The 21709-nt window shown below is 63.4% G+C and carries 18 protein-coding genes; 15 read left to right on the plus strand and 3 right to left on the minus strand.

The annotated features are described in order from the left end of the window. Nucleotides 1-28: 28 nt before the first annotated feature. From AC5WEY_RS09235 to AC5WEY_RS09255, 5 genes are read left to right on the plus strand one after another with little or no spacing between them, the layout of a single operon-like run. On the plus strand, nucleotides 29-1441 hold the full coding sequence (locus AC5WEY_RS09235; protein WP_495645661.1) for an NAD(P)/FAD-dependent oxidoreductase: 1413 nt from the start codon (nucleotides 29-31) through the stop codon (nucleotides 1439-1441). Next, on the plus strand, nucleotides 1438-1821 hold the full coding sequence (locus AC5WEY_RS09240; RefSeq protein ID WP_495645662.1) for a cupin domain-containing protein: 384 nt from the start codon (nucleotides 1438-1440) through the stop codon (nucleotides 1819-1821). Before AC5WEY_RS09235 ends, AC5WEY_RS09240 begins: the two co-directional genes overlap by 4 nt. Beyond that, a complete protein-coding gene (locus tag AC5WEY_RS09245; RefSeq protein WP_495645663.1) occupies nucleotides 1818-3263 on the plus strand; it encodes a gamma-aminobutyraldehyde dehydrogenase in 1446 nt (481 codons plus the stop codon). Before AC5WEY_RS09240 ends, AC5WEY_RS09245 begins: the two co-directional genes overlap by 4 nt. 2 nt (nucleotides 3264-3265) lie before the next feature. Then, complete coding sequence (locus AC5WEY_RS09250; protein ID WP_495646517.1) at nucleotides 3266-4633, plus strand: flavin monoamine oxidase family protein; 1368 nt, start codon at nucleotides 3266-3268, stop codon at nucleotides 4631-4633. A gap of 32 nt (nucleotides 4634-4665) precedes the next feature. Beyond that, nucleotides 4666-6045: an aminotransferase class III-fold pyridoxal phosphate-dependent enzyme gene (locus tag AC5WEY_RS09255; RefSeq protein WP_495645664.1), complete on the plus strand. Its 1380-nt coding sequence runs from the start codon at nucleotides 4666-4668 to the stop codon at nucleotides 6043-6045. A 29-nt stretch (nucleotides 6046-6074) separates the two neighbouring features. Here the strand turns inward: AC5WEY_RS09255 and AC5WEY_RS09260 are convergent, their stop codons facing one another. Next, nucleotides 6075-7043 carry a PDR/VanB family oxidoreductase gene (locus AC5WEY_RS09260; protein WP_495645665.1) on the minus strand — a complete coding sequence of 323 codons (969 nt, stop codon included), beginning with the start codon at nucleotides 7041-7043 and terminating at the stop codon, nucleotides 6075-6077. A gap of 1 nt (nucleotide 7044) precedes the next feature. Further along, nucleotides 7045-8166 (minus strand): aromatic ring-hydroxylating dioxygenase subunit alpha, encoded by a 1122-nt coding sequence (locus tag AC5WEY_RS09265; RefSeq protein WP_495645666.1) that lies wholly within the window; start codon nucleotides 8164-8166, stop codon nucleotides 7045-7047. Nucleotides 8167-8287: 121 nt separating this feature from the next. Here AC5WEY_RS09265 and AC5WEY_RS09270 point away from each other — a divergent pair, with 121 nt between their 5' ends. The 10 genes from AC5WEY_RS09270 to AC5WEY_RS09315 all read left to right on the plus strand — a co-directional run bounded on the left by AC5WEY_RS09270 (nucleotide 8288) and on the right by AC5WEY_RS09315 (nucleotide 20759). Continuing rightward, a complete protein-coding gene (locus AC5WEY_RS09270) occupies nucleotides 8288-8893 on the plus strand; it encodes a PadR family transcriptional regulator (protein WP_495645667.1) in 606 nt (201 codons plus the stop codon). A 208-nt stretch (nucleotides 8894-9101) separates the two neighbouring features. Continuing rightward, nucleotides 9102-11216 carry an acetate--CoA ligase family protein gene (locus tag AC5WEY_RS09275; protein ID WP_495645668.1) on the plus strand — a complete coding sequence of 705 codons (2115 nt, stop codon included), beginning with the start codon at nucleotides 9102-9104 and terminating at the stop codon, nucleotides 11214-11216. 143 nt (nucleotides 11217-11359) lie between these two features. Further along, nucleotides 11360-13018, plus strand: a complete 1659-nt coding sequence (locus AC5WEY_RS09280; RefSeq protein WP_495645669.1) for an ABC transporter substrate-binding protein — start codon at nucleotides 11360-11362, stop codon at nucleotides 13016-13018. 28 nt (nucleotides 13019-13046) lie between these two features. Then, on the plus strand, nucleotides 13047-14036 hold the full coding sequence (locus AC5WEY_RS09285; RefSeq protein ID WP_495645670.1) for an ABC transporter permease: 990 nt from the start codon (nucleotides 13047-13049) through the stop codon (nucleotides 14034-14036). After that, nucleotides 14033-14890, plus strand: a complete 858-nt coding sequence (locus tag AC5WEY_RS09290) for an ABC transporter permease (RefSeq protein ID WP_495645671.1) — start codon at nucleotides 14033-14035, stop codon at nucleotides 14888-14890. Before AC5WEY_RS09285 ends, AC5WEY_RS09290 begins: the two co-directional genes overlap by 4 nt. Beyond that, entirely contained in the window at nucleotides 14887-15888 is a 1002-nt protein-coding gene (locus AC5WEY_RS09295; RefSeq protein WP_495645672.1) for an ABC transporter ATP-binding protein, read from the plus strand. The genes AC5WEY_RS09290 and AC5WEY_RS09295 overlap by 4 nt, the downstream gene beginning before the upstream one ends. Further along, the gene (locus tag AC5WEY_RS09300) at nucleotides 15885-16718 is read left to right on the plus strand and encodes an ABC transporter ATP-binding protein (protein ID WP_495645673.1); all 834 of its coding nucleotides are present in this window, start codon (nucleotides 15885-15887) and stop codon (nucleotides 16716-16718) included. The genes AC5WEY_RS09295 and AC5WEY_RS09300 overlap by 4 nt, the downstream gene beginning before the upstream one ends. Continuing rightward, nucleotides 16718-17206: a hotdog family protein gene (locus AC5WEY_RS09305; RefSeq protein WP_495645674.1), complete on the plus strand. Its 489-nt coding sequence runs from the start codon at nucleotides 16718-16720 to the stop codon at nucleotides 17204-17206. The genes AC5WEY_RS09300 and AC5WEY_RS09305 overlap by 1 nt, the downstream gene beginning before the upstream one ends. Next, nucleotides 17203-18636 carry an amidase gene (locus AC5WEY_RS09310; RefSeq protein WP_495645675.1) on the plus strand — a complete coding sequence of 478 codons (1434 nt, stop codon included), beginning with the start codon at nucleotides 17203-17205 and terminating at the stop codon, nucleotides 18634-18636. The genes AC5WEY_RS09305 and AC5WEY_RS09310 overlap by 4 nt, the downstream gene beginning before the upstream one ends. 422 nt (nucleotides 18637-19058) lie before the next feature. Beyond that, the gene (locus AC5WEY_RS09315) at nucleotides 19059-20759 is read left to right on the plus strand and encodes an amidohydrolase (protein ID WP_495645676.1); all 1701 of its coding nucleotides are present in this window, start codon (nucleotides 19059-19061) and stop codon (nucleotides 20757-20759) included. A 36-nt stretch (nucleotides 20760-20795) separates the two neighbouring features. On the opposite strand, the gene AC5WEY_RS09320 is transcribed toward AC5WEY_RS09315, so the two are convergent. Then, the gene (locus tag AC5WEY_RS09320; RefSeq protein WP_495645677.1) at nucleotides 20796-21635 is read right to left on the minus strand and encodes a PaaX family transcriptional regulator; all 840 of its coding nucleotides are present in this window, start codon (nucleotides 21633-21635) and stop codon (nucleotides 20796-20798) included. Nucleotides 21636-21709 lie beyond the last annotated feature (74 nt).

The following is a 21709-nucleotide window of genomic DNA, read 5'->3' on the forward strand; positions in this document are numbered from 1 at the left end:
CCCGTCACTACCGGAAGGCGAGAACCTCATGACCGCTCATCTCACAGTCTTCGAGCGGGAGGCACCGTCTTCGAGCGCGGTCGACGAGTCTCTCCGTTCGACGAAGTCCTCCGTCTTTTGGCTGGAGGACGCCCCTAACGCGTCGTACCCGCAGCTGACCGCATCGCATATGGCCGATCTGACAGTGGTGGGCGGCGGCTACACGGGACTGTGGACAGCGGTGCTGGCAAAACGGCGTGACCCTGCGGCCCGTGTGGTGCTACTCGAGGCGCAGACGATCGGTTGGGCCGCGTCGGGCCGCAACGGCGGGTTCGCCGAGGCGAGCCTGACGCACGGCGAGGAGAACGGTCGCACGCGCTGGCCCTACGAGTTCGACACGCTCGAGCGGATGGGTCTCGAGAACCTCGACGCGATCGAGCGTGATGTCTCCGAGCTGGGTATGGACGCCCAGTTCGAGCGCACCGGGACACTGTCGGTCGCCTACGAGCCGCATCAGGTGCAATGGCTGAAGGAGTCCGAGGAGGGTGTTTACCTCGATCGTGAGGCCGCGCGAAAGAGGATCGACAGCCCTGTCTTCGCCGCTGCCCGCCTCGAACAGCATCACTGCGGCTTGGTACACCCGGGACGCCTCGCATCCGAGTTGGCTCGCGTCGCCACCGACCTGGGTGTGGAAATCTTCGAGCACTCCGCAGTGACGGGGCTGCGCACACGCGGGTCCGAGGTCGCTGTCGCGACCGACCGTGGGGTCGTGCGCAGCAAGAAGGTTGCATTGGGTACCAACGTCTTCCGCCCCCTGCTGCGACGCTCGCGTTTGTCGACCGTGCCGGTCTACGACTACGTGCTGATGACCGAACCGCTCAGTGACGCACAGATGGACGACATCGGCTGGCGCGGTAGAGAGGGTCTCACCGACCTGGCCAATCAATTTCACTACTCCCGCTTGTCCGCGGACAACCGAATTCTGTACGGCGGCTACGACGCGATCTACCATGCGGGCCGCCGGGTGCGTCCGGAGTACGACGACCGCGAGTCGTCGTACCGAACACTTGCCTCCCACTTCTTGACGACCTTTCCGCAGCTGGAGGGGTTGAAGTTCAGTCACCAATGGGGTGGCGCGATCGACACGTCGACGCAGTTCTGTGCTTTCCACGGCCTCGCACGTCGGGGTCGGGTCGCGTACGCGGCGGGGTTCACAGGTCTGGGTGTCGCGGCAACTCGGTTCGCCGCCGAGGTCATGCTGGACCGCCTCGAGGGTGACCCGACACCGCGCACGCAGCTCGAGATGGTGCGCAAGAAGCCGTTGCCGTTCCCACCCGAGCCGTTCGCCAAGATCGGCATCGAAGCGACCAAGTGGTCGCTCGACCGTGCCGACCATCGTGAGGGTCAGCGCAACCTCCTGCTGCGGACGCTCGACCGCCTCGGCCTCGGGTTCGACTCGTGAACGGGCCAGAGCTGGCTGCCCACCGACTGCTCGCTCAGGACGCCGCAACGGTGCCGATCGAGCACGCACCCGTCGACGCCGGCGATGTGATCGAAGGGTGTCCATCGCAGGGCGCACACACAATGGACGTACACAACGGTGTCGAGGTGGGCGTCTGGGAGATCACGACGGGAACAGTGCAGGACACCGAGATCGAGGAGGCCTTCGTCGTGCTGTCCGGCCGCGGCCGGATCGAGTTCGCCGACAACAGCAGCCTGCACCTGCACGCGGGCACCGTCGTTCGGCTGCACGCCGGTGACCGGACCCGCTGGATCGTCCACGAGACACTCCGCAAGCTCTACATCCTCTTGCCCGACTCCACCAAGGAAGCAGCCTCGTGACCACAGCACACACCTCGGACGTCATCCAGAACTACGTCGACGGTGCGCTGACCGATTCGGCAGCGACCGATTTCATCGAGCTCATCGACCCCACGACGGGACGCCCCGACGGACGCTCGCCGATTTCCACCGCCGATGAGGTCGACGCCGCGTTCCGCGCCGCCAAGAGGGCTTCGAAGACATGGAAGCGCTCGACTCCGAAGGCGCGCCAGCTGGCGCTGCTGAAGATCGCGGACGCGGTCGAGGCCGCCCGCGACGAGCTGGTCGAACTGCAGTCACGCGATACCGGCCAGATCAAGGCGCACATCGCAACGGAGGAGATCGACCAGGGTGTCGACCAGCTGCGCTTCTTCGCAGGCGCGGCCCGGCTGCTGGAGGGCAAGGCAACCGCCGAGTACACCGAGGGGCTTTCGTCGAGCATCCGCCGGGAGCCCATCGGCGTCGTCGCGCAGGTGACGCCGTGGAACTACCCCTTTGCGATGGCGATCTGGAAGATCGCTCCGGCGCTCGCGGCCGGCAACACGATCGTGCTGAAGCCGAGCGACACCACCCCGCGCTCTACTGTCCGCCTGGCCGAGATAGCGGGCGAGATCCTGCCAGCGGGTGTGTTGAACATCGTCAACGGTGACGCCGGTACCGGCCGCCTGTTGGTCGAGCACCCCGTGCCAGGCCTCGTGGCGATCACCGGGTCGGTGCGCGCAGGAATAGAGGTGGCCGTCTCGGCAGCCAGAAACCTCAAGCGTGCGCACCTCGAGCTCGGCGGTAAGGCGCCTGCCGTGGTGTTCGCCGACGCCGACCTGCAGACAGCGGCCGAGGGCATCGCAGTCGGTGGGTTCTTCAACGCCGGTCAGGACTGCACCGCCGCTACTCGCGTCATCGTTCACGAGAGTGTGTACGACGAGTTGCTGCGGCTGCTGGTCGCGCAAGCGGAGGCCTCCACCCCGGGCGCACCGGACGATGAGTCCGCCGCGTTCGGGACGTTGAACAATGCGGGCCACCTCGCGTCGGTCGAGCGGATGATCGCGGGGCTCGGCGAGCACACAAGGATCGAGACCGGTGGTGCGCGCGTCGACCGTGACGGCTTCTATTTCCAGCCCACCGTGATTTCCGGTGTCCGTCAGGACGACGCGATCGTCCAACAGGAGGTCTTCGGGCCCGTTCTGACGGTGCAGTCGTTCACGACCGACGACGAGGCAACCGAGCTCGCCAACGACGTGCCGTTCGGCCTCGCGGCCAGTGTCTGGACCAAGGACCACGGCCGCGCACTGCGGATGACCGCCGAGCTCGACTTCGGGTGCGTATGGGTCAACACCCACATCCCGTTCGTGTCGGAGATGCCGCACGGCGGGTTCGGGGCTTCAGGGCACGGGAAGGACCTATCGGCGTACGGACTCGAGGAGTACACCCGGGTCAAGCACGTCATGAGCAACGTGGAGGCATGAGCATGGACACCCAACACAGCAGCACCGAAACCGCGGACGTCATCGTCGTCGGGGCCGGTGCCACGGGACTGTCCGCGGCGTACGCGCTGCAGCAGGCCGGACGGTCGGTCGTGGTTCTCGAAGCGCGCACCCGCGTGGGTGGACGTCTGTGGACCGACGAGGTCGACGGCGTCGACCTCGAGCTCGGCGGTCAGTGGGTCTCGCCCGATCAGGAAGAACTTTTGCGCGTCATCGACGAGCTCGGTCTCGAGACCTACCCGCGCTACCGCGAGGGCAAGTCGGTGTACATCGGAATCACGGGGGAGCGCCGCACGTTCGAAGGCGAGCAGGTCCCGGTTCCTCCGAACGTCGAGAAGGAGATGGTCCGTCTCACCGAGTTGCTGGATTCACTTGCCGCGCAGATGGATCCGGGCAGTCCGTGGGCCAGTCCCTCGGCCGACGAGTTGGACCGCCAGAGCTTCTCTTCGTGGCTGGACGACAACTGCTGCGAGCGCGAGGCCCGCGACAACATCGCCATGTTCATCGCCCAGGCGATGCTCACGAAGCCCGCGCACAGCTTCTCGGTACTCCAGGCCGTGCACATGGCCGCGAGCGCGGGCAGCTTCAGCCACCTCGTCGACTCCGAGTTCATCCTCGACAGGCGGGTCGTCGGCGGGCTCCAGAGCGTCCCTCTGACATTGGCCCAGCGCCTCGGCGACGCGGTGCGTCTCGGCGTCGACGTCGAGCAGGTGCGGTGGAGCCACGACGGTGTCGAGGTCGTTGCCGGCGACTTGACGGTAGCAGCGCAGCACCTGGTGGTGGCCATTCCACCGACCGTCGTGTCGCGCATCCGCTTCCACCCACCGCTGCCGTCCCTGCAGCGAGAAGCACGTCAACACCAGTCTTTCGGCCAGGTCATCAAAGTACACATCACCTACCCGACGCCGTTCTGGCGTGACGCCGGCCTGTCCGGGACGGTCTTCAGCCCGTACGAGCTGGTACACGAGGCGTACGACAACACCAACTACGGCGACTCACGTGGGACGCTCGTAGGCTTCGTCTCCGACGAACGCGCCGATGAAGTACGCGCAATGGCGACCGATCGTCGTCGCGACCTGGTGCTGACGTCGCTGGCGAACTATTACGGTCCCGACGCCTTGTCCCCGGCGTCGTACTACGAGAGCGACTGGACCTCCGAGGAACTGGGCCAAGGTGCCTACGCTTCCAGCTTCGACCTCGGCGGCCTGACCCGGTTCGGTCCGGTCCTGCGGCAGCCGGTCGGGCCAATCCAATTCGGCAGCTCCGACGTCGCTGGGCTGGGTTTCCAGCATGTCGACGGCGCTCTACGCGTCGGTACCGAGATGGCCGCGGCCATCGTGTCGTCTCGCTGATCCACCACCACCCACTTCCTGAGGAGCTGTTCATGAATGTCATCAACCCCGACCACGACCGTCTGCAGCAGTCGGCCAAGGATCACCTCATACTGCACTTCTCAAAGCAGGAGGTCGACGACCTCATGGTCCTGGACCGCGGCGAGGGTCCATACGTGTACGACACTCACGGTAAGCAGTACATCGACGCACTGTCGAGCCTGTTCTGCTCGCAGCTGGGCTACTCGTACGGCGTAGAGATGGCCGAGGCTGCCACCAAGCAGCTGACGCAGCTGGCGTTCAACACCAGTTGGGGCACTGCGCACCCCGCGACAATCGATCTGGCCGAGAAAATCAGCAGCCTGGCTCCGGCCGACGACTACCGGGTTTTCTTCACCGGCGGCGGTTCGGAGTCGGTCGAGTCGGCGTGGAAGATGGTGCGCGAGCACTTCATCGCGATCGGCCAACCACAGCGCACCAAGGCCATTGCACGTGACCGGGCGTACCACGGCGTCACGCTGGGGGCACTGTCGTTCACGGGCGTCCAGCCGTTCAAAGAGGGCTTCGGCACCCCGCCGATCGAGGTCACGAAGGTATCCAACACCAACCGCTTTCGTGCACCCGACGGCCATGACGAAGCCGCATTCTGCGCGCGTTTGCTGGCCGAGGTCGAAAACGCGGTCATCGCCGCCGGTACGGACGAGGTCGCCCTGATCATCGCCGAGCCAGTGCAAAATGCGGGTGGCTGTTTCACCGCGCCGGCGGGCTACTGGACGGGTCTGCGCGAAATCGCCGACAAGTACGGCGTCCTGCTGATGGCCGACGAGGTCATCACGGGGTTCGGCCGCATCGGTGAATGGTTCGCGTCGTCGCGTGAAGGTGTCGCTCCTGACCTGATCAGCGTTGCGAAGGGTCTGACGTCGGCCTATGCCCCGATGGGCGCTGTTCTGGTCCGCGACCACGTCGTCGCACCCCTCGTGGAGCACAAGAAGGTCTTCCGCCACGGCATCACGTTCGGTGGCCATCCGCTCAGCGCGGCGTTGGCGTCCAAGAGCATCGAGATCATCGAGCGTGACCAGGTCCTCGAGAACGTCCGCTCACAAGCCGGCGCACTCGGCGACCGCGTCAAGGGGCTGCTGGACCTGCCCATCGTCGGCGACGTCCGAGGGGCAGGCTTCTTCTGGGCGATGGAGCTGGTCAAGGACGACGACGCGACCCGATTCGACCAGGCCGAGCGCGACGATCTGCTGCGAGGTTTTCTACCCAAGCGGCTTCGCCAGGCGGGGCTCATCGCACGATGCGACGACCGCGGCGACGCTGTCCTTCAGATCGCGCCGCCGCTGATCAGCGACGCCGCGCTCCTCGACGACATCGCGGAACGGCTCCGCGACGTCCTGACCGACGCAAGCACCCACATGGCGCTCACCCCCTGACCTGAGCTCGAACGTCGGTGTCGGCGTGCTCAGGGAATGTCGAGCGCCAGTACGGCTGGACCGTTCGATCCCGCGACGCGTGATACGCAGGAGCACATCTTGCGGCAGGTGTCCTTCTGGGCTTCACTGAAGAACACGTCGCGATGGTCGACGGTGCCCTGAACGTCGAGTACGTCGACCTGGCACAGTCCACACTCGCCTTTTCTGCAGTCGAACATCATGTCGGCCCCCGCCTGTTGGAGTGCATCGAGCAGTGAATCACCTACGGCGACAGTGGTTTCGATCCCCAGGCGTGGGATTGTCACAGTGAATTCCTGCGCCTCGAACCAGCCGCTGTTGCCGAACGTCTCGTAGCGCAGGTTCGGTAGCGGGAGGTCCCGCTCGATCCACGCTCGCCGCACTGCATCCATCAGCCGGATGGGCCCACACATGTACAGCTCCACCGACTGATCGGCGTCGGCCACGACAGTCGAGACGTCGAGTCCTGTTCCCTCGTCGTCGACATGCAGAACGAGTCGATCTCCGTGTGCTGCAACGAGTTCTGAGACGAATGCCATCGCTGTACGGCTGCGACCGACGTAGTGGAATCGGTACTCGGCTCCGACACGTCGGAGAGCAGCCGCGATCGCGGCCATCGCGGTGATTCCGATTCCTCCTGCCAGCAGAACGTACCGAGGGGCACCTATGCGAAGAGGGAAGTTCTGAAGTGGCTCGGTCACGGCCAGTTCGTCACCGGGGGCGAGAGTGTGCATGAAACGCGAACCCCCACGTGAGGTCGGGGAAAGGTGCACGCCCAACGTCATGCTTCGACCGTCGGCGGCTCCCGAAACGACCGAGTAGGAGCGGATGCTCCCGTCGTCGATTCGGACGTCGACGTGTGATCCGGGTGTTACGCGATGGGGGTCTTCGGTCCCGATGACGATTTTCGCAATGTGTTCCGCGGCGGGCTCGACGGCCAGGATCGTACCGCGTTGCCACCGAGTCTTGTTGTCGGTCATGTCAGTTGACCGCTCCCGCGGCGAATGCGTCCAGGTTACCGGTGTGTGCGCGTTCGGTTTCGATCATCCGTTGAATGATGCGGCGAACCCACATTCCACCGGCGTCGATGTTCAAGTTGTAGAACTCGTGGTCAGGGTTGGCGTCGATGGCACGCTGCTGCGCGGTGAGCATCGCCTCGTCTTCGCCGAAGACCCCGTGGACACCGTCTCGAAGCTTGGTCGTGATCGCCTGGCTCTCGAGGCGGTAGTTGCGCATGAATGCCCAGAAATACAGTGCTGTCCTGTGATCGACGGGCGTGATCGTATTCATCACGAAGCCGTTCACTCCCTGGCTCCGGTCACCCTCGGGTGCCCCGGTGCCGGCCTTGGCGACACCGACATCGATACAGATCGTCCCGGGAGCCTGAAATTCGATGATCTGCCAACGATCGACCTTCCCGGCGAAGCCGGGAAACTTGTCGCGCATGTTCCCGAGCCAGAACGGCGGTGGATCGATGCCTCGCATCCATCGCGTCACGGTGACAGTGCGTTCGTCGTGGCTGACCTCGAAGTCCGATTCGCTCAATTCGTCTTGGCCGATCGTGGATGCATGGACGAATTCCTCGTGGGTGAGGTCCATGAGATTGTCCAGCACCAACTGCCAGTTCGCGTTCACGTCGATGGTGCGACCGTCACCCGCCCACTCGGCGGAGTCCATCTGGAACATGTCCGGGATGAGCGCCGGGTCGGCCAGTGTGGGATCGCCCGGCCACACCCACACGTAGCGGTGGCGCTGTTGTACCGGGAACGACGAGACCATGGCCGAGGGATTGATTGTGTCCTGCGCCGGCATGCTGGTGCATCGGCCGGCCGAATTGTAACGAAGTCCATGGTACGGGCATTGGACTTCGTCGTCACCGACGCGAGTTCCCTTCGAGAGCGGGGCCAGCCGGTGCCAGCATGCGTCGGCCAGAGCCACGGGGCGCCCCTCGGCAGTTCGGTACAGAGCCATCGGTGTTCCTGCGACGGTGCGTGAGATCAAACCGGTCGTATTCAGTTCGTAGTCCCAGGCAGCGACGTACCAAGCATTCGATGGATAGGCCATGTTCTTGGCGGTTGCTCCGCCCGGGCCGAGATCTGTCATGACGTGTCCTCGCAGTGGCAGGGCTTGTCGATAACTATCGACATAGTTATTGAGTGATGTGACGCACACACTAACTATGGATGTAGTGTTTGGCAACGCATCGCCGAACGATCGGGGGGACATGAGTCTTCGCTACGCGCTGTTGGCACTGCTGACCGCCGGTCCGGTCACCGGCTACGACGCAGCAAAGAGATTTCGTGGCTCCGTCGGCCACGTGTGGCATGCACCGGATTCCCAGATCTACCCTGAACTGCGGCGTATGCAGACCGATGGGCTGGTCGATGGAGTGCAGATCCGCTGGGGACCGCGCAGCACCAAAACGGAATATCACATAACCGAATCCGGCATCGAAGACTTCCGGCGCTGGATGTCCACACCACTGGACCACGCGCCCGAACGCGATGCCCACCACATGCAGGCCGCGTACCTCGAATGGGCGGACCCCGACGAGGGGCGGTCGATCCTGCGCACCCACATCGCTTATTACACGGAGCAGGTCGCTCTGCTCACCGCGGTTCGAGAAGGTATTTCGGCAAGGACCGATCCTGCAATCATGCGGCGGTTGAAGGGCCGCCCAGAATCCGAACACGAGAAGATCATCGCCTACAAGGTATTCAGCTATTCGGGAATGATCGCCCGTGGTCTGTCCGAGATCGACTGGGCCGAAGCCGGACTCGATCTGATGGATCGGCTCGATCCCGAGCCGTCCGCAGACGATGTTGTTTGACGGATCTACACAAACAGTGACCGTCGGAAGATGTTCTGACAGTTCGCCGTGCGGCCATGCGGAACCACTGAGGTCGTAGGGAGTCAACCGTTCGCGGGTGGTGCGATCGGCGACCGGCGTAGCAGCACGCAATCTCGTCGATTGCGCTGACGAAGTGCAGGGATCGTTATACAGTGGCCGCTATATATTCCACGATCAAAGGCGCGATATGAGTCCCGAACACATCGATCCGCAGCTCACAAGTCTGCTCAACCCTGAATCCGTTGCGATCATCGGTGCCTCGAGCAAGCGTGTGGCCGGCGGCAATCAGGCAATTCGCAACCTTCGGACGGTCGGCTTTCGAGGTCGAATCCACGTGGTGAACCCTGGTGGTGGAATCGTCGAAGGAATCGAATCGGTGCGGTCGATCGCCGAGTTGCCGCAGGTAGACGTCGCTATGGTGTGCCTGCCGGCCAGCAGCACGTCAGGCGTTCTGCGTGAATTGGACAAGATCGGTTGTGCGGCAGCGGTGGTGCCGTCCGCGGGTCTGATGCCCGAGGACGTGCGGGAATTCCGCGACGCCGTCGCCGACATCGACATGGTCGTTCACGGACCCAACTGCATGGGGTTCATCAATGTGTCGGATCAGGCAGCACTGTGGATCGATGAGGGGGTCCTGATGGACCTGCCCCGCGGCGGAATTTCACTCTTGGCGCAGTCGGGGTCGGCGGCGATTTTCGTCGCCCGAACCATCACCGCGGGCGGCTTCTCGAAGGTAATTTCGACCGGCAACGAATATGGTGCGGACACGGCCGGGTACATCGAGTGGTTGGCTCATGACGACGAGACCACTGTCATCGGACTCGTTCTCGAGTCGGTCCCGGATGGTCCGAGATTCGTCGATGCGGTTCGCATCGCCCGAGACGCGGGCAAACCGGTTGTCGCCCTCAAGGTCGGGCGCACCGAAGCGGGCGGTCGCGCAACTGTTGCGCATACGGGTGCCATGCTGGCGGCAGGCGCTGCCTACGACGCGTTGTTCGCCGATGCGGGTGTCGCGGTGGTGTCGGACTACGACGAGTTGGCCTCGTCGCTCGAGCTGATCGCGGCTCTCCGCGAGCGACCGGTCGGGCAGGGCCGCATCGGTGCGGTGACGATCTCCGGTGGTCAAGCAGGGCTGATGGCCGATCTTTCGGAGGAAGTAGGCACCGACCTGGCAGTGTTCGATGATGTTCTCACGCAGTCGCTTCAGAACTTGCTACCGGACGTGGCCATCAACAATCCGCTCGATGCCGGTGGCAGCGTCGTCGCCGAGGACACTGCCTACACCGAAGCACTGCGTCTGATCGCTTCCGCCCCCGATGTCGACGTCGTCGTGGCAGTGCTCGACGCGCAATGCACTCGAGCGTCCGTCGAGGTCGACTACGAGGCAGAGTTCTTCGACGAAGTTCGAGTCGTAGCGGGAGAGTTCCCGAAAGTTCCCTTTGTCATTGCGTCGAGCTCGTCTGTCTCGATTCACGTCGATGCGGCCGCTCTGTACGAGTCGAATGTCCCGGTCGTCCGCGGACTACGCAATTCGCTCGTGGCGATTCGCTCGGCGGCGACCAGTGTGGCGACGCCGACCCCGATGCGTCCCCTCGATCTCCCCGACGAGCCGACGTTGTCGGCTCTGCGTCTTTCGATCGCCGAGGGCGTCACGCCCGCCAATACCCGAGATCTGTTGAAGGCATACGGAATCGATTTCGTTCGATCCGCAATGACCGCCGACATCGAGGCGGCGGTCGAGTGGTCGCGTGAGGCGAGCTATCCGGTGGTCCTGAAAATCGACTCACCCGACATCGGGCACCGTACCGAGGTCGGTGGCGTCGAGGTGGGCATCGGCTCGGAAGCCGAGCTTCGGGAGGCCGGTTCGCGCATGATGGCCTCGGTGGCGGCAGCCGCACCGACTGCTCGCATCACGGGATTCGAGATTCAGGAGCAGCTGACCGGATCGTTGGAGGCGTTCGTCGGCTTCGTCTCGACTCCTCAGTTGGGCGTCACCGTGGCAGTAGGAAGCGGGGGAGTGCTGGTCGAGCTGTTCGGCGATGTCGAGCAGGGACCCGCACCGATGAGTCGAGACGCCGCTGAGCGGCTGATTGCCCGCAGCAATCTGCAGCGCTTGGCGGACGGCTACCGGTCGCTGCACCCGAAGACCGGGTTGGCCCGGTACGCCGAGCTGGCCGAGCGGCTCTCGTGGCTTGCGAACGACTTTCGCGACGACTTGTCCGAGGCAGACCTGAATCCGGTGCTGATCGAACACGAAACCGGCCGAGTACGGGTTGTCGATGCGCTTCTGGTCGGCCGTTGATCCGCGCGCGAAAGGACCGTGCGTATTACTTCCTCGTTAAAACCGTGAAACAGGCCACTTTTTGTGAAGCCCACGTTATATAGTTACCGCTATGCAAAGGCCTATCCGAGGCACCGACGCAGCCATCCATAGGGAGTTCGATGATGAATAACTCGAGCGCACGGCGGCTGATTCGCCGTGCAGCGATCACCGGTACGGCGTTCGCCACAGTCGCGTCGGTCGCGGCGTGCGGCGGCGGCAGCGGAGGCACCGGCGGCGTCGGTCGAGACAACGGCAGTCCAGAACTGACCAACTCTGCACCGGCCGCGAGCGGCGACGTCGATTCGATCGTGTGGAACCTCTCCGCAGGTGAGCCCGACACGTTGAGTCCAACGGAGGCAGCAACATTGGGCGGTGGTCAAGTTGTGGAGAATCTCTGCGACGCGTTGCTGCAGGTCGATGCCGACTTCAATCTGAAGCCTCGACTGGCAGACTTCGAGCAGAAATCACCGACCGAATTGGTGTACACGCTGCGCGGCGACGCTCGATTCTGGGACGGGTCACCCGTGACCACCGAAGATGTGGTGTACAGCCTCGGCCGCGCGCAAGCGAGCCCGTTGTCGGGTGGCTCGTTCGCCAACGTTGCCTCGATCACGGCAACAGGCGATCGGGAAGTGACCGTGACGTTCACACGGCCGGATTCGCAGTTCAACGCTGGAATGTCATCGCTGGGCGGATTCGTCGTTCAGAAGGCTTTCGCCGAAGCTCAGGGGCAGAATTTCGGAACGGCGGCAGGCGGTCTGATGTGTAGCGGACCGTTCGAGCTCGAGTCCTGGAAGTCGGGCGACAGCATTGTCATGACCCGCAACGACGATTACTGGAACAAGGACCAGTTGCCGAAAGTTCGCGAGGTCGAGTTCACATTCGTGACCGACGCCAACGCCTTGACTCAAGCACTGGAAACCGGCGAAATCGACGGTGCCTACGAGGTCAGTCCCGCGTCGATCGACACCCTCAGGAATTCGTCGACCGGCACGTTGTACTTCGGTCCTTCCACCCAGAGTACGGGTCTGTCCATCGCCAATGCCGGGGGTGCAACGGCCGATCCTCTACTCAGACAAGCGCTCCAACTGATGATCGACAGGGAAGGCATCGCCCAGGCGGTGTACAAGGGTTCGGCGACCCCGTCGTACACGGCGGTCACGCCTCGAACCTGGCCCAACGATCAGACCGACAAGTATCAGGCTGCCTACGACGAGTATGCAACCGATCGTGCATTCGATACCGACAAAGCCGAATCGTTGGTCGAGCAGTCGTCGTACGACGGGCAGCCGCTGGTGATGGCTACCGTCGCAGGCGATCCGACGGCCAACCAACTTGCCCAGCTCATTCAGCAGCAGGGCAAGCAGATCGGCATGAACATCGAGATCGCGCAGCTCGGCGCGCTGGAATACTCGCAGGCCGGCTACGACGCTGCCAAGCGCCAGGATTACGACCTTTTGCTCGGATCTTCGTGGAACGGCAAGACCGATCCGCTCGAACCGGCGCTCTTCAGCTACATGCCCGGTCAGCCTTACAACTACACAGGCATCGACGACCCTCGGCTCACCGACTTGCTGGAAGAGGCTCGGTCCGAAACCGACCCGGACAAGCGCGCCGAACTGACGATCGAGGCGCAGGAACTGTGGGAAGGCTACAACGCCACGATCGGTATCGAGCAGACGAACACAGTGACGTTCCTGAACAACAGGCTGGGCGGAGCGACGACATCGTTCGCGTACTGGACCGGACCGAACTTGGTCAACGTGGGCTCCGCGGAATGACGGGCGGTGCGTGGTGACGGACACGTCGATGAATGTCGAGACGGGTCAACCCGATTCGCACGGACGGTCTCTGCCGGCAGTGCCGACTGCTATCCGAAAACTCGCAGGAGCCGTGGCGACCGTTTTCGTGGCCAGCATCGTCATCTTCGGCGCGCTGCAGCTGACTCCGGGTGACCCCGTGAGCAGGATCGTAGGCCCGAAAGCCACCGCCGAACAACGCCAGGCAGTGCGCGACTCGCTGGGCCTGGACAGGCCTCTGCTCGTTCGGTACTGGGACTGGCTGTCCAGCTTCGTCACAGGCGACTTCGGTAACTCGATCACGTACCGGCAGGATGTCGAATCCTTGGTGGCACCCCGCGTCGCAACGACCCTCACCCTGGTGCTTCTGGCCGGCACGATGATCATCGTCGCCGGAGTGCTGCTCGGATCGTTCGCCGGCACCAAGGATCGGTGGCGGCCCGTGATCACGGCGCTGATCGGTGTCGGTATTGCTGTTCCGACGTTCGTGTCGTCGACCCTCCTCATCGCCGTGTTCGCGGTGAATCTCGGGTGGTTTCCCACGTTCGGATCAGGGTCCGGCCTGGTCGATCGGCTGCACCACCTTCTGCTACCCGCTGTGGCCCTGGCGCTGGGCTGGACCGCATACGTAGCGCAAATCACGACCGCGGCAGTCCGCGATCAGGCGAACAAGGAGCACGTGACCACTGCGGTCGGGCGAGGAATCAACGGGCGGACAGTCTTTCGTCGCCACGTGTTGCGAAATGCCGCTCTGCCGGTGTTGACGGCCTCGGGACTGACTGTCGCGGGTCTCGTGGCCGGCTCCATCGTGGTCGAGACGGCATTCGGTCTCGACGGGATGGGGTCGTTCCTGGTCAAGAGTGCTCAAGGGAAGGACTACCCGGTCGTGTTGGCCATTTCGATGCTGATCGTCGTGATCTTCGTTGCGGTGACCACAGCGCTGGACATCGCGCAGAGTCTGCTGGATCCGCGATCGAGAAAATCAGGGGCCGATCGATGACCGCCTTCGTTTCCGCCGCCGTCTCCCGGCCTCACCGCGATCGTCTCGGCCGCGCGGATCCCATTCTTGCGGGCTTCGGTGTCGTCTGCGTCGTCCTCGTTTCGGTCGCTGTATTCGGAACCTGGTTGGCACCGTACGATCCGTCGGAGATCGACATTCTGGCCGCAGGTCAAGGCCCGAGCGGTACTCATCTGCTGGGGACCGACTCGCTCGGCCGTGACATCTTTTCACGGCTGTTGGTCGGTGCGAGGCTCAGCTTCGCAGGACCCGGGCTCATCGTGCTGCTGAGCATCACTATCGGCACGACGCTCGGCATAACCGCTGCCTGGCGTGGTGGATGGCTGGACAACTGGTTGGCCAAGGGTCTCAACGTGATGTTCGCTGTCCCCGGCATTCTGGTCGCCATCATCGCGGCCGCCATCCTGGGAGCGGGTTTCTGGGCTGCCGTGCTGGCATTGGCCCTGGTGTACATCCCGTACACCGCCCGGATCATCCGTAGTGCGGCAATTACCGAATGCTCGTTGGCGTACGTCGAAGCGTGCACGCTGGCCGGCATGTCGACGTGGCGCATCTGTACGAGACACATTCTGCCGAACCTCATTCCGTTGATTCTTGCCCAGGCGACGATCGGCTTCGGCTCGGCCCTGTTGGACTTCGGTGCCACCTCGTTCATCGGCGTCGGTGTGCAACCCCCGGCTGCGGAATGGGGCGTGATGGTGAGCGATGGACGTACCGAATTGCTCGCCGGTGCCGCGCAACAGAGTCTTGCGGCCGGGCTGGCGATCGTGTTGGCCGTCGTGTCCTTCAATGTTGTCGGCGAGCGAATCGCCACACGAATGGGAGTGAACCGTTGACCGCAATCAACTTGCTCGACGTCGATCGGCTGAGTGTGGAGCTCGACGGTCGGCACCGAGGTGACGAACGGCGCACCGTCATTCACGACGTCAGCCTGAGCGTGGCCCCCGGCGAGTCGGTTGGGCTCGTCGGCGAATCCGGTTCGGGAAAGTCCATGACGGTCAAGGCTGCTATGGGTCTGCTGCCGCGGGGGGCCACTACTGCCGGGAGTCTGAAGTTCGACGGCGACGAGTTGAGTTCGTTCTCCAAACAGCGCTGGTCGCAGTACCGGTCGCGTGAGGTCGCGATGATCTATCAAGATCCCCGCGCTCACACCAATCCGCTCGTCACGATCGGAGACTTTCTTGTCGAGGGTGTCGTGGCGGCGGGTCTGATGACACGAGCCGAGGCGTTGGCGCGTGCATGTGCGCTGCTGCGTGAGGTAGGTGTTGCCGATGCCGACCGTCGAATGGGCCAGTATCCACACGAGTTGTCGGGCGGCCTGTTGCAGCGCGTGATGATCGTGATGGCGCTGCTTCCCTCGCCGATGCTGATCCTCGCGGACGAGCCCACGACCGCTCTCGATGTCACGGTGCAAGAAGAAGTAGTGGGAATCTTGCAAGAGCAAGTGCGAGAAAGGTCATTGGGCCTGCTGTTCATCACGCACGATCTCGACCTTGCCGCCGCGATCACGGACTCCATCACCGTCATGTACGCGGGTGTCATCGTGGAAAAAGGCCCGTCGAGCCTCATCTACGGTTCACCCCGTCACCCGTACACCGCCGGACTGCTTCTTTCGCGCCCCAGCATCACCGAGGTCCGTCGGCTGCACGCGATTCCCGGCCGGCCCCTCTCGGCCTTCGAGGTCGACACAGGATGCCATTTCGCCGGCCGGTGCGCGTTTGCCACTGACCGCTGTCGCGCTGAACGACCACTTCTACGTCGGTTCGACGGACGAGAAGTGGCGTGCCACCGTGCGGAAGAGCTGCGCGCGACTCTGAGTGAGGAGTTGGCATGACCGACCATGTGCTCGAGGTGGAGTCACTGACCAAGACGTTCCCGACGAGACTCGGAGGCCGAAAACAAGCCGGCCATCGCGCGGTCGACGACGTCTCGTTCGTTCTCGACGCGGGTGGGTCGCTGGCCGTCGTCGGGGAGTCGGGTTCCGGCAAGACCACGGTTGCTCGAATAATCGCGGGGCTCGAGACCGCAGATCACGGTGTCGTGCGTCTCGACGGCGAGGTGATCGTCGACGGTTCGCGTCCGCGTCAACGTCCCGCCGGAAAGATCCAGATGGTTTTTCAGGACCCGTTCGGCTCGCTCGATCCGCGGCAGCGAATCGGAGCTTCTATCGAGGAACTGCTGGTGATCGGGCTCGGCATGGGGCGTCGGGAGCGACGCCTGCGCTCTCTCGAACTGCTCGAGCAAGTGGGGCTGGACGCACGGCACGCGTCCGAACTGCCGGGGAATTTGTCCGGCGGCCAGAGACAGCGCGTTGCGATCGCGCGAGCCTTGTCGACCGAGCCGAAGGTCCTGCTGCTCGACGAGGCCGTGTCGGCGCTCGATGTGAGCGTCCAAGCTCAGGTGCTGAACCTCCTGATAGACATACGCGCCAACGCTGGCATCTCGTACATCTTCGTCTCGCACGACCTGGCCGTGGTTCGACAGATCAGCGATCAGGCCATCGTCATGAAGAGCGGCCGGGTAGTGGAGGAGGGCGCGACCGAGCGAATCCTCGACCAGCCTCGTGAGCCCTACACACGCCGACTCATCGACTCGATCCCACGCCCCGGCTGGTCGCCGGCGCGTTCCCGAAAAACTCTGAGTGAAACGAAAGGACACGTCTGATGACCACATCGACCTCGGCGACAACAGAGATCGCCGCCACATGGGACGAGTTACCCGAACTGGTGGGACGTGAGTTTCTGGGGGCATGGTTTTCGCCCAGCCCCGAGCGAAACACCATGTTCGACGAGGTGACCTATGTTCTGGACAACCCCAACGAAGTGGCGTCGAGCACCTATCCGGACGGACTGATCGAGGGATTCTATTCCCTCGCGCTACTCGATCACCTGGTCAACAAGGTCGTTTCTGTCGACGACCCTCGGTGGAGCGGATGGAACTACGGATTCGACCGTGTGCGTTTCGTCAGCCCGATGACCACAGGCGACCGCTTCCGGGTGAAGGGCACGGTAGCCGACGTCATTGCCAAGGGAGACGACTATCTGGTCGTGTTCGACTGCCAGTACGAGGTCGAAGGGCGCGAGAAGCCGGGAATGGTTGCCCTCTGGAGGGTCCTGTGGACGCGTGTCGTGGACGGGGGCGAAGAACAGTGAGCGACGAGATCGTGTGGATGAGCGGCCATGAGATGGCGGCGAAGATCCAAGCGAAGGAGCTTTCGTCGACCGAGGCCGTGACCGCGGTGCTCGCACAGCTCGAGAAGGTCGAGCCGTCGATCAACGCTTTCGTGACCGTCGTCGCCGAGCAGGCACTCGAAGCCGCCGCGCGCGCCGACGCCCGAACTGCGGCGGGCGCAGAAGTCGGTCCACTGCATGGAGTGCCGATCACGGTGAAGGACCTCACGAAGACAGCGGGTGTCCGGACGACGTTCGGGACGCCTGCATTTGCCGACTTCGTCCCGGACGAGGACGACGTTTCATGGGCCCGGCTGAAGTCGGCAGGATCGATCCTGATCGGCAACACGACCACCCCGGATTTCGGCATGCTCGGCGTCACGGAATCGAAGGTCACCGGACGCACGTCGACGCCGTGGGCTGCTCCCACACATACCTCGGGCGGATCGAGCGGCGGCGCTGCCGCATCGGTCGCGTGCGGAGTGGCCCCATTCGCATGGGGATCCGATGGCGGTGGATCGATTCGCGTTCCTGCAGCGTGCTGTGGTGTCGTCGGCCTGAAGGCGTCGCCGGGTCGTATCCCGGATGAAGACGTCTGGGGCACAACGAGTGTGGTCGGGCCGCTGACTCGACACGTCCGGGATGCAGCCCTGCTGCTCGACGTCACGTCCGGGCCGCACCCGAACAGTCCGCTGAGCCTTCCAGCTGCGGGTTTCAGCTTCGAGGCTGCGACGATCGACGCATCTCTGAAGGGTCTTCGTATTGCATTCTCACCGGATTTCGGTTCGGCCGAGATCGATACCGAGGTACTCGCGGTGGTCACAGCGGCCGTCCAGTCGATGGAGTCCATCGGGCAAGCACACGTGGACCAGGTCCGGATGTCGGTGCCCGACCCGATCGATTACTTCACCGACCTGTACGCCCCGGCCTTCGCCTCCATGCTGGACCTCGAGACTCCGGCGGGCCGGCTGGGAGACTCGGGCCTACATCCGGTGACGCTGAAGATTGCAGAGCTGGGCAGGACGATGTCGGCCGTCGACTATGCCAAGACTCAGAACGAGGTCCGCACTCGAATCCTGCACGGTTTCTTGGCCGTACTCGACGATCACGATCTGCTCGTATCGCCGACGATGACCGTAGCTGCGTTCCCGCATCCAGGACCTGAGGGCGGGAACACGACCGTGAACGGCCACGCTGTGCGCGACCCGAGGCTCGATTTCCATCGAATGACCGAATCGCCCACGCACGCAGCGCTTCCCGCGATCACCGTCAACTGCGGGTTCACCGCGAGTGGGCTTCCCGTCGGGCTGCAGATCATCGGTCCGCAGCATGCAGACGCGGCCGTGCTCGCCGCAGCCGCTGCGTTCGAGGCATTCAGCCCTGTGACGGGGGCGAGGCCGCCTATTGCGTGATCGGGACCGACGGTGCTGGATCCCCCAGCCTCACCCGCAGTGAGGCGGACGTCGATATCGAGTGCCTCGATCTCTGCGGGGGATGACCGAGACGGCCGGCTCAGGTTTCGACGTCCTCGCCGTCGAGCGGAATCATGGTTTCGACTCCTCGGCAGGGCATTCAGGGTCAGCGCCTGACTACCGCCACGCTCCGAAATCTTGACGGACGCGTTGGTGAGCTCGCGCAGACGTTTGCAAGGTCGACGTGCCGGGGACCAGAGCCCACCTCGTCGAAAACCGACGAGTCGATCGACGATATGTGCGACGCGCTACACGACAGGCCAGGGTATCGCACAACTGGGCTGGGGCCGGCGATCGATTCGGACCGACGAACACATCCCGGAGTGACGAAACATCCCGGAGTGACGACACAAGGAGAACCGATGAAGCTGATGCTCACCAACGCCAACATTCACACGTCGGACCCCGACCGGCCGTGGGCCGATACCATGGCGGTGGAAGACGGTCGCCTGACGTTCGTCGGTACCCGTGCCGAGTGGTCGAGCGACGAGCAGTTCATCGTCCACGATCTCGACGGCAGCACCGTGCTTCCCGGCATCGTCGACTCGCATACCCATCCTGGGGCAGTAGCGAGCAGTCGGTGGCACATCCGGCTGCCGTGGACCCACGATCTCGACGAGGTGCTTCGCTTCATCGGGGATTTCGGCCGCGCCCATCCGCCGGAAGAAATGCCGTTCATCTACTTCGAGTACTATCCGAGCACTCTGTTCGGTGACGGAGCTCCATCCAAGGAATTGCTCGACAAGGTCATCAGTGATCGGCCCGTTCTCTGCCAGGATTTCAGCGAGCACTCCCATTGGGTCAACTCTCGAATGCTGGAATTGATGGGCGTCACCGCTTCGACGCCCGATCCCGTTCCCGGCCTGGAGATGTTCGTGCGTGACGAGCACGGTGAACCCACCGGCCACCTTCTGGAGACGGTGCATGCGCACTTTCTCGACGTGATGTACGACGCGCTCGGATGGCGTCCTCCGGAGGAAGTCACGGTCGAGACTTTACGACCTGTACTGAGCTTCTTCACCGAGCGCGGAGTGACAGCGGTATTCGACGCCCTCGTGGAAGACGAGAGCTCGGTCCGAGCCATCGCCGAGCTCGAAGCCGCAGGTGAACTGAATTGCTACTACGAAGGTGCCCCTCGATTCCGGACTCTTGCCGATCTGCCCGATGCTCTGGCGTTGGTTCGGCACTACCAGCAGACGTACGGGTCGGCCAAAATTCGATTCAGGACACTCAAGCTGTTCCTCGACGGCACCAACGAGAGTGGGAACAGCGCTGTTCTCGCACCGATCACCAGCTCTTGCTCGCACAGCACCGGTTCCATCCAGATGGAGACCGAGGACCTCACTCGGTGTCTGGTGCTGTGTAACGATGCCGATGTCGACTTCCACATTCATATGGTGGGCGACCGTGCCTTTCGAACTGCATGCGACGCCGTGCAGGCCGCGCGAGAAGAATCGGATTCCCGCGGTGTCGGGTGGACGATCCAGGTCACGTTCGCGCACTGTGAATTGGTGGACCCAGCCGATATGCGCAGGCCTTCGGAGCTCGGAATAATCGTGAATTGGACGACTCATTGGTCGGGTGGTTATTTCGGTGAGGAGGCGAAGGCTCACCTCGGCTCCGAACGCTGGGATCGGATGTACACGTTCAACGAAATGGCCGACAGCGGTGCCACATTGACGTTCTCGAGCGACGTCGTCACCGACTACGAGTTGAACAGAGGGGATCCATTCTTCGGTATGCAGGTGGCCCACACCCGAGTGGATCCGCAATATCCTCTCGACGCAGAGCGTTTCCCGATGAGCGTGCGTCCGGGTGCAGATTCGGTGTTGTCGTTGGAACGCCTGCTGAAGGGCTACACGATCGACGGTGCCAAGCAGCTGCGGATCGATGACCGGACGGGATCTGTTCAGGTCGGCAAGTGGGCCGATCTGGTGGTCATCGATCGAGATCTGTTCGACGTAGAGCCGTCGAAAATTCGCGACATCCGACCGACAGCAGTTCTTTTTCAAGGCAAAGTTGTGGCCGGATGCTTGAAGACCGACAGATCTTCCACGAACTGAGATCGACGATGCTGTTTTTCGACCCTGCCGCGTCGGTCAGTCGTCGACGGAGGGTGCCGGGTCGATGGACAGTGCGTCGAGATGAGTTTCCCCCGTGGCGGATTCAAGGCGTACGAGTGTGGCGTCCAGGTGCCGGAACACACGGTCTGCCTGTGCGGCGGGCCACCTGTCCGGCAGGAGCTGAGGGGGCAACATCGGGTCTGCTCGCCCGAGTGACAGCCACTGAGCGTGCAATCGGATGCGCAAAGCGAAAGCATCTGTCGCAGGCATGTTCGATACGTCGATTTCAGCCCAGCGGGATTCGAAATCCTCGTAGTGCCGGGCAATGTCGTCGAGGTCGTACGCTGACGACACCAGCGAGCGGTCGGTGGTCGGCAGGTCGGCGCGTCCGATCATGACGGTGAGATCGACGGTGTCGAACCCCGGACCGAGCAGTTCTTGCACCTGGTGTCGACCGGGCGCAACCCAGAGCCCGGATCCGGTGTTGCCGAAGCCCGCCCACTCGAGCCGGGATCGCGCACGATGGCGGAGATGGCGAATGTCTTCCGGGATGGAGACGGCGACAGTAGTCCACTGGCCGTCCCACGCGGGATCGCCACCGCGTCGCCACACGCGGTTCCCACCGTCCTCGAGGATGACGGAACCGCGTCGAGTCAGAGAGTAGTACGTCTTGCGGCCGGCCTTGTGTCTCGCCACGATCTGCCGCTCGGTGTTGCGCGACAACAGGGAGCGGGTCGCTGCAGGCGCGACTCCCAACCATCCGAGTACCTCGACGATCGATGCGCTGCTGACCGCTATGGGTTTGCCCAGCACGTGCACTCCGAGAAAAGTCAGGAACAGCGACTGCGGCGTGCTCGTGACCTCGTCCGGTTCCATGCTCGAATGCTAACGAATCCTCGACACAATGCAGTCTGATGACGTAACGTAATTAATATGCATTGGAATGGACT

Source organism: Rhodococcoides sp. S146-33, assembly GCF_059489205.1.

Excerpts from the sequence above, each read along its gene's own strand:
- AC5WEY_RS09265 (WP_495645666.1), bottom strand. The coding sequence starts at position 8,166 with ATGACAGATCTCGGCCCGGGCGGAGCAACCGCCAAGAACATGGCCTAT.
- AC5WEY_RS09285 (WP_495645670.1), top strand. The coding sequence starts at position 13,047 with ATGAATGTCGAGACGGGTCAACCCGATTCGCACGGACGGTCTCTGCCG.
- AC5WEY_RS09235 (WP_495645661.1), top strand. The coding sequence starts at position 29 with ATGACCGCTCATCTCACAGTCTTCGAGCGGGAGGCACCGTCTTCGAGC.
- AC5WEY_RS09250 (WP_495646517.1), top strand. The coding sequence starts at position 3,266 with ATGGACACCCAACACAGCAGCACCGAAACCGCGGACGTCATCGTCGTC.
- AC5WEY_RS09315 (WP_495645676.1), top strand. The coding sequence starts at position 19,059 with ATGAAGCTGATGCTCACCAACGCCAACATTCACACGTCGGACCCCGAC.
- AC5WEY_RS09300 (WP_495645673.1), top strand. The coding sequence starts at position 15,885 with ATGACCGACCATGTGCTCGAGGTGGAGTCACTGACCAAGACGTTCCCG.
- AC5WEY_RS09320 (WP_495645677.1), bottom strand. The coding sequence starts at position 21,635 with ATGGAACCGGACGAGGTCACGAGCACGCCGCAGTCGCTGTTCCTGACT.
- AC5WEY_RS09260 (WP_495645665.1), bottom strand. The coding sequence starts at position 7,043 with ATGACCGACAACAAGACTCGGTGGCAACGCGGTACGATCCTGGCCGTC.
- AC5WEY_RS09270 (WP_495645667.1), top strand. The coding sequence starts at position 8,288 with ATGAGTCTTCGCTACGCGCTGTTGGCACTGCTGACCGCCGGTCCGGTC.
- AC5WEY_RS09275 (WP_495645668.1), top strand. The coding sequence starts at position 9,102 with ATGAGTCCCGAACACATCGATCCGCAGCTCACAAGTCTGCTCAACCCT.
- AC5WEY_RS09290 (WP_495645671.1), top strand. The coding sequence starts at position 14,033 with ATGACCGCCTTCGTTTCCGCCGCCGTCTCCCGGCCTCACCGCGATCGT.
- AC5WEY_RS09255 (WP_495645664.1), top strand. The coding sequence starts at position 4,666 with ATGAATGTCATCAACCCCGACCACGACCGTCTGCAGCAGTCGGCCAAG.
- AC5WEY_RS09280 (WP_495645669.1), top strand. The coding sequence starts at position 11,360 with ATGAATAACTCGAGCGCACGGCGGCTGATTCGCCGTGCAGCGATCACC.
- AC5WEY_RS09305 (WP_495645674.1), top strand. The coding sequence starts at position 16,718 with ATGACCACATCGACCTCGGCGACAACAGAGATCGCCGCCACATGGGAC.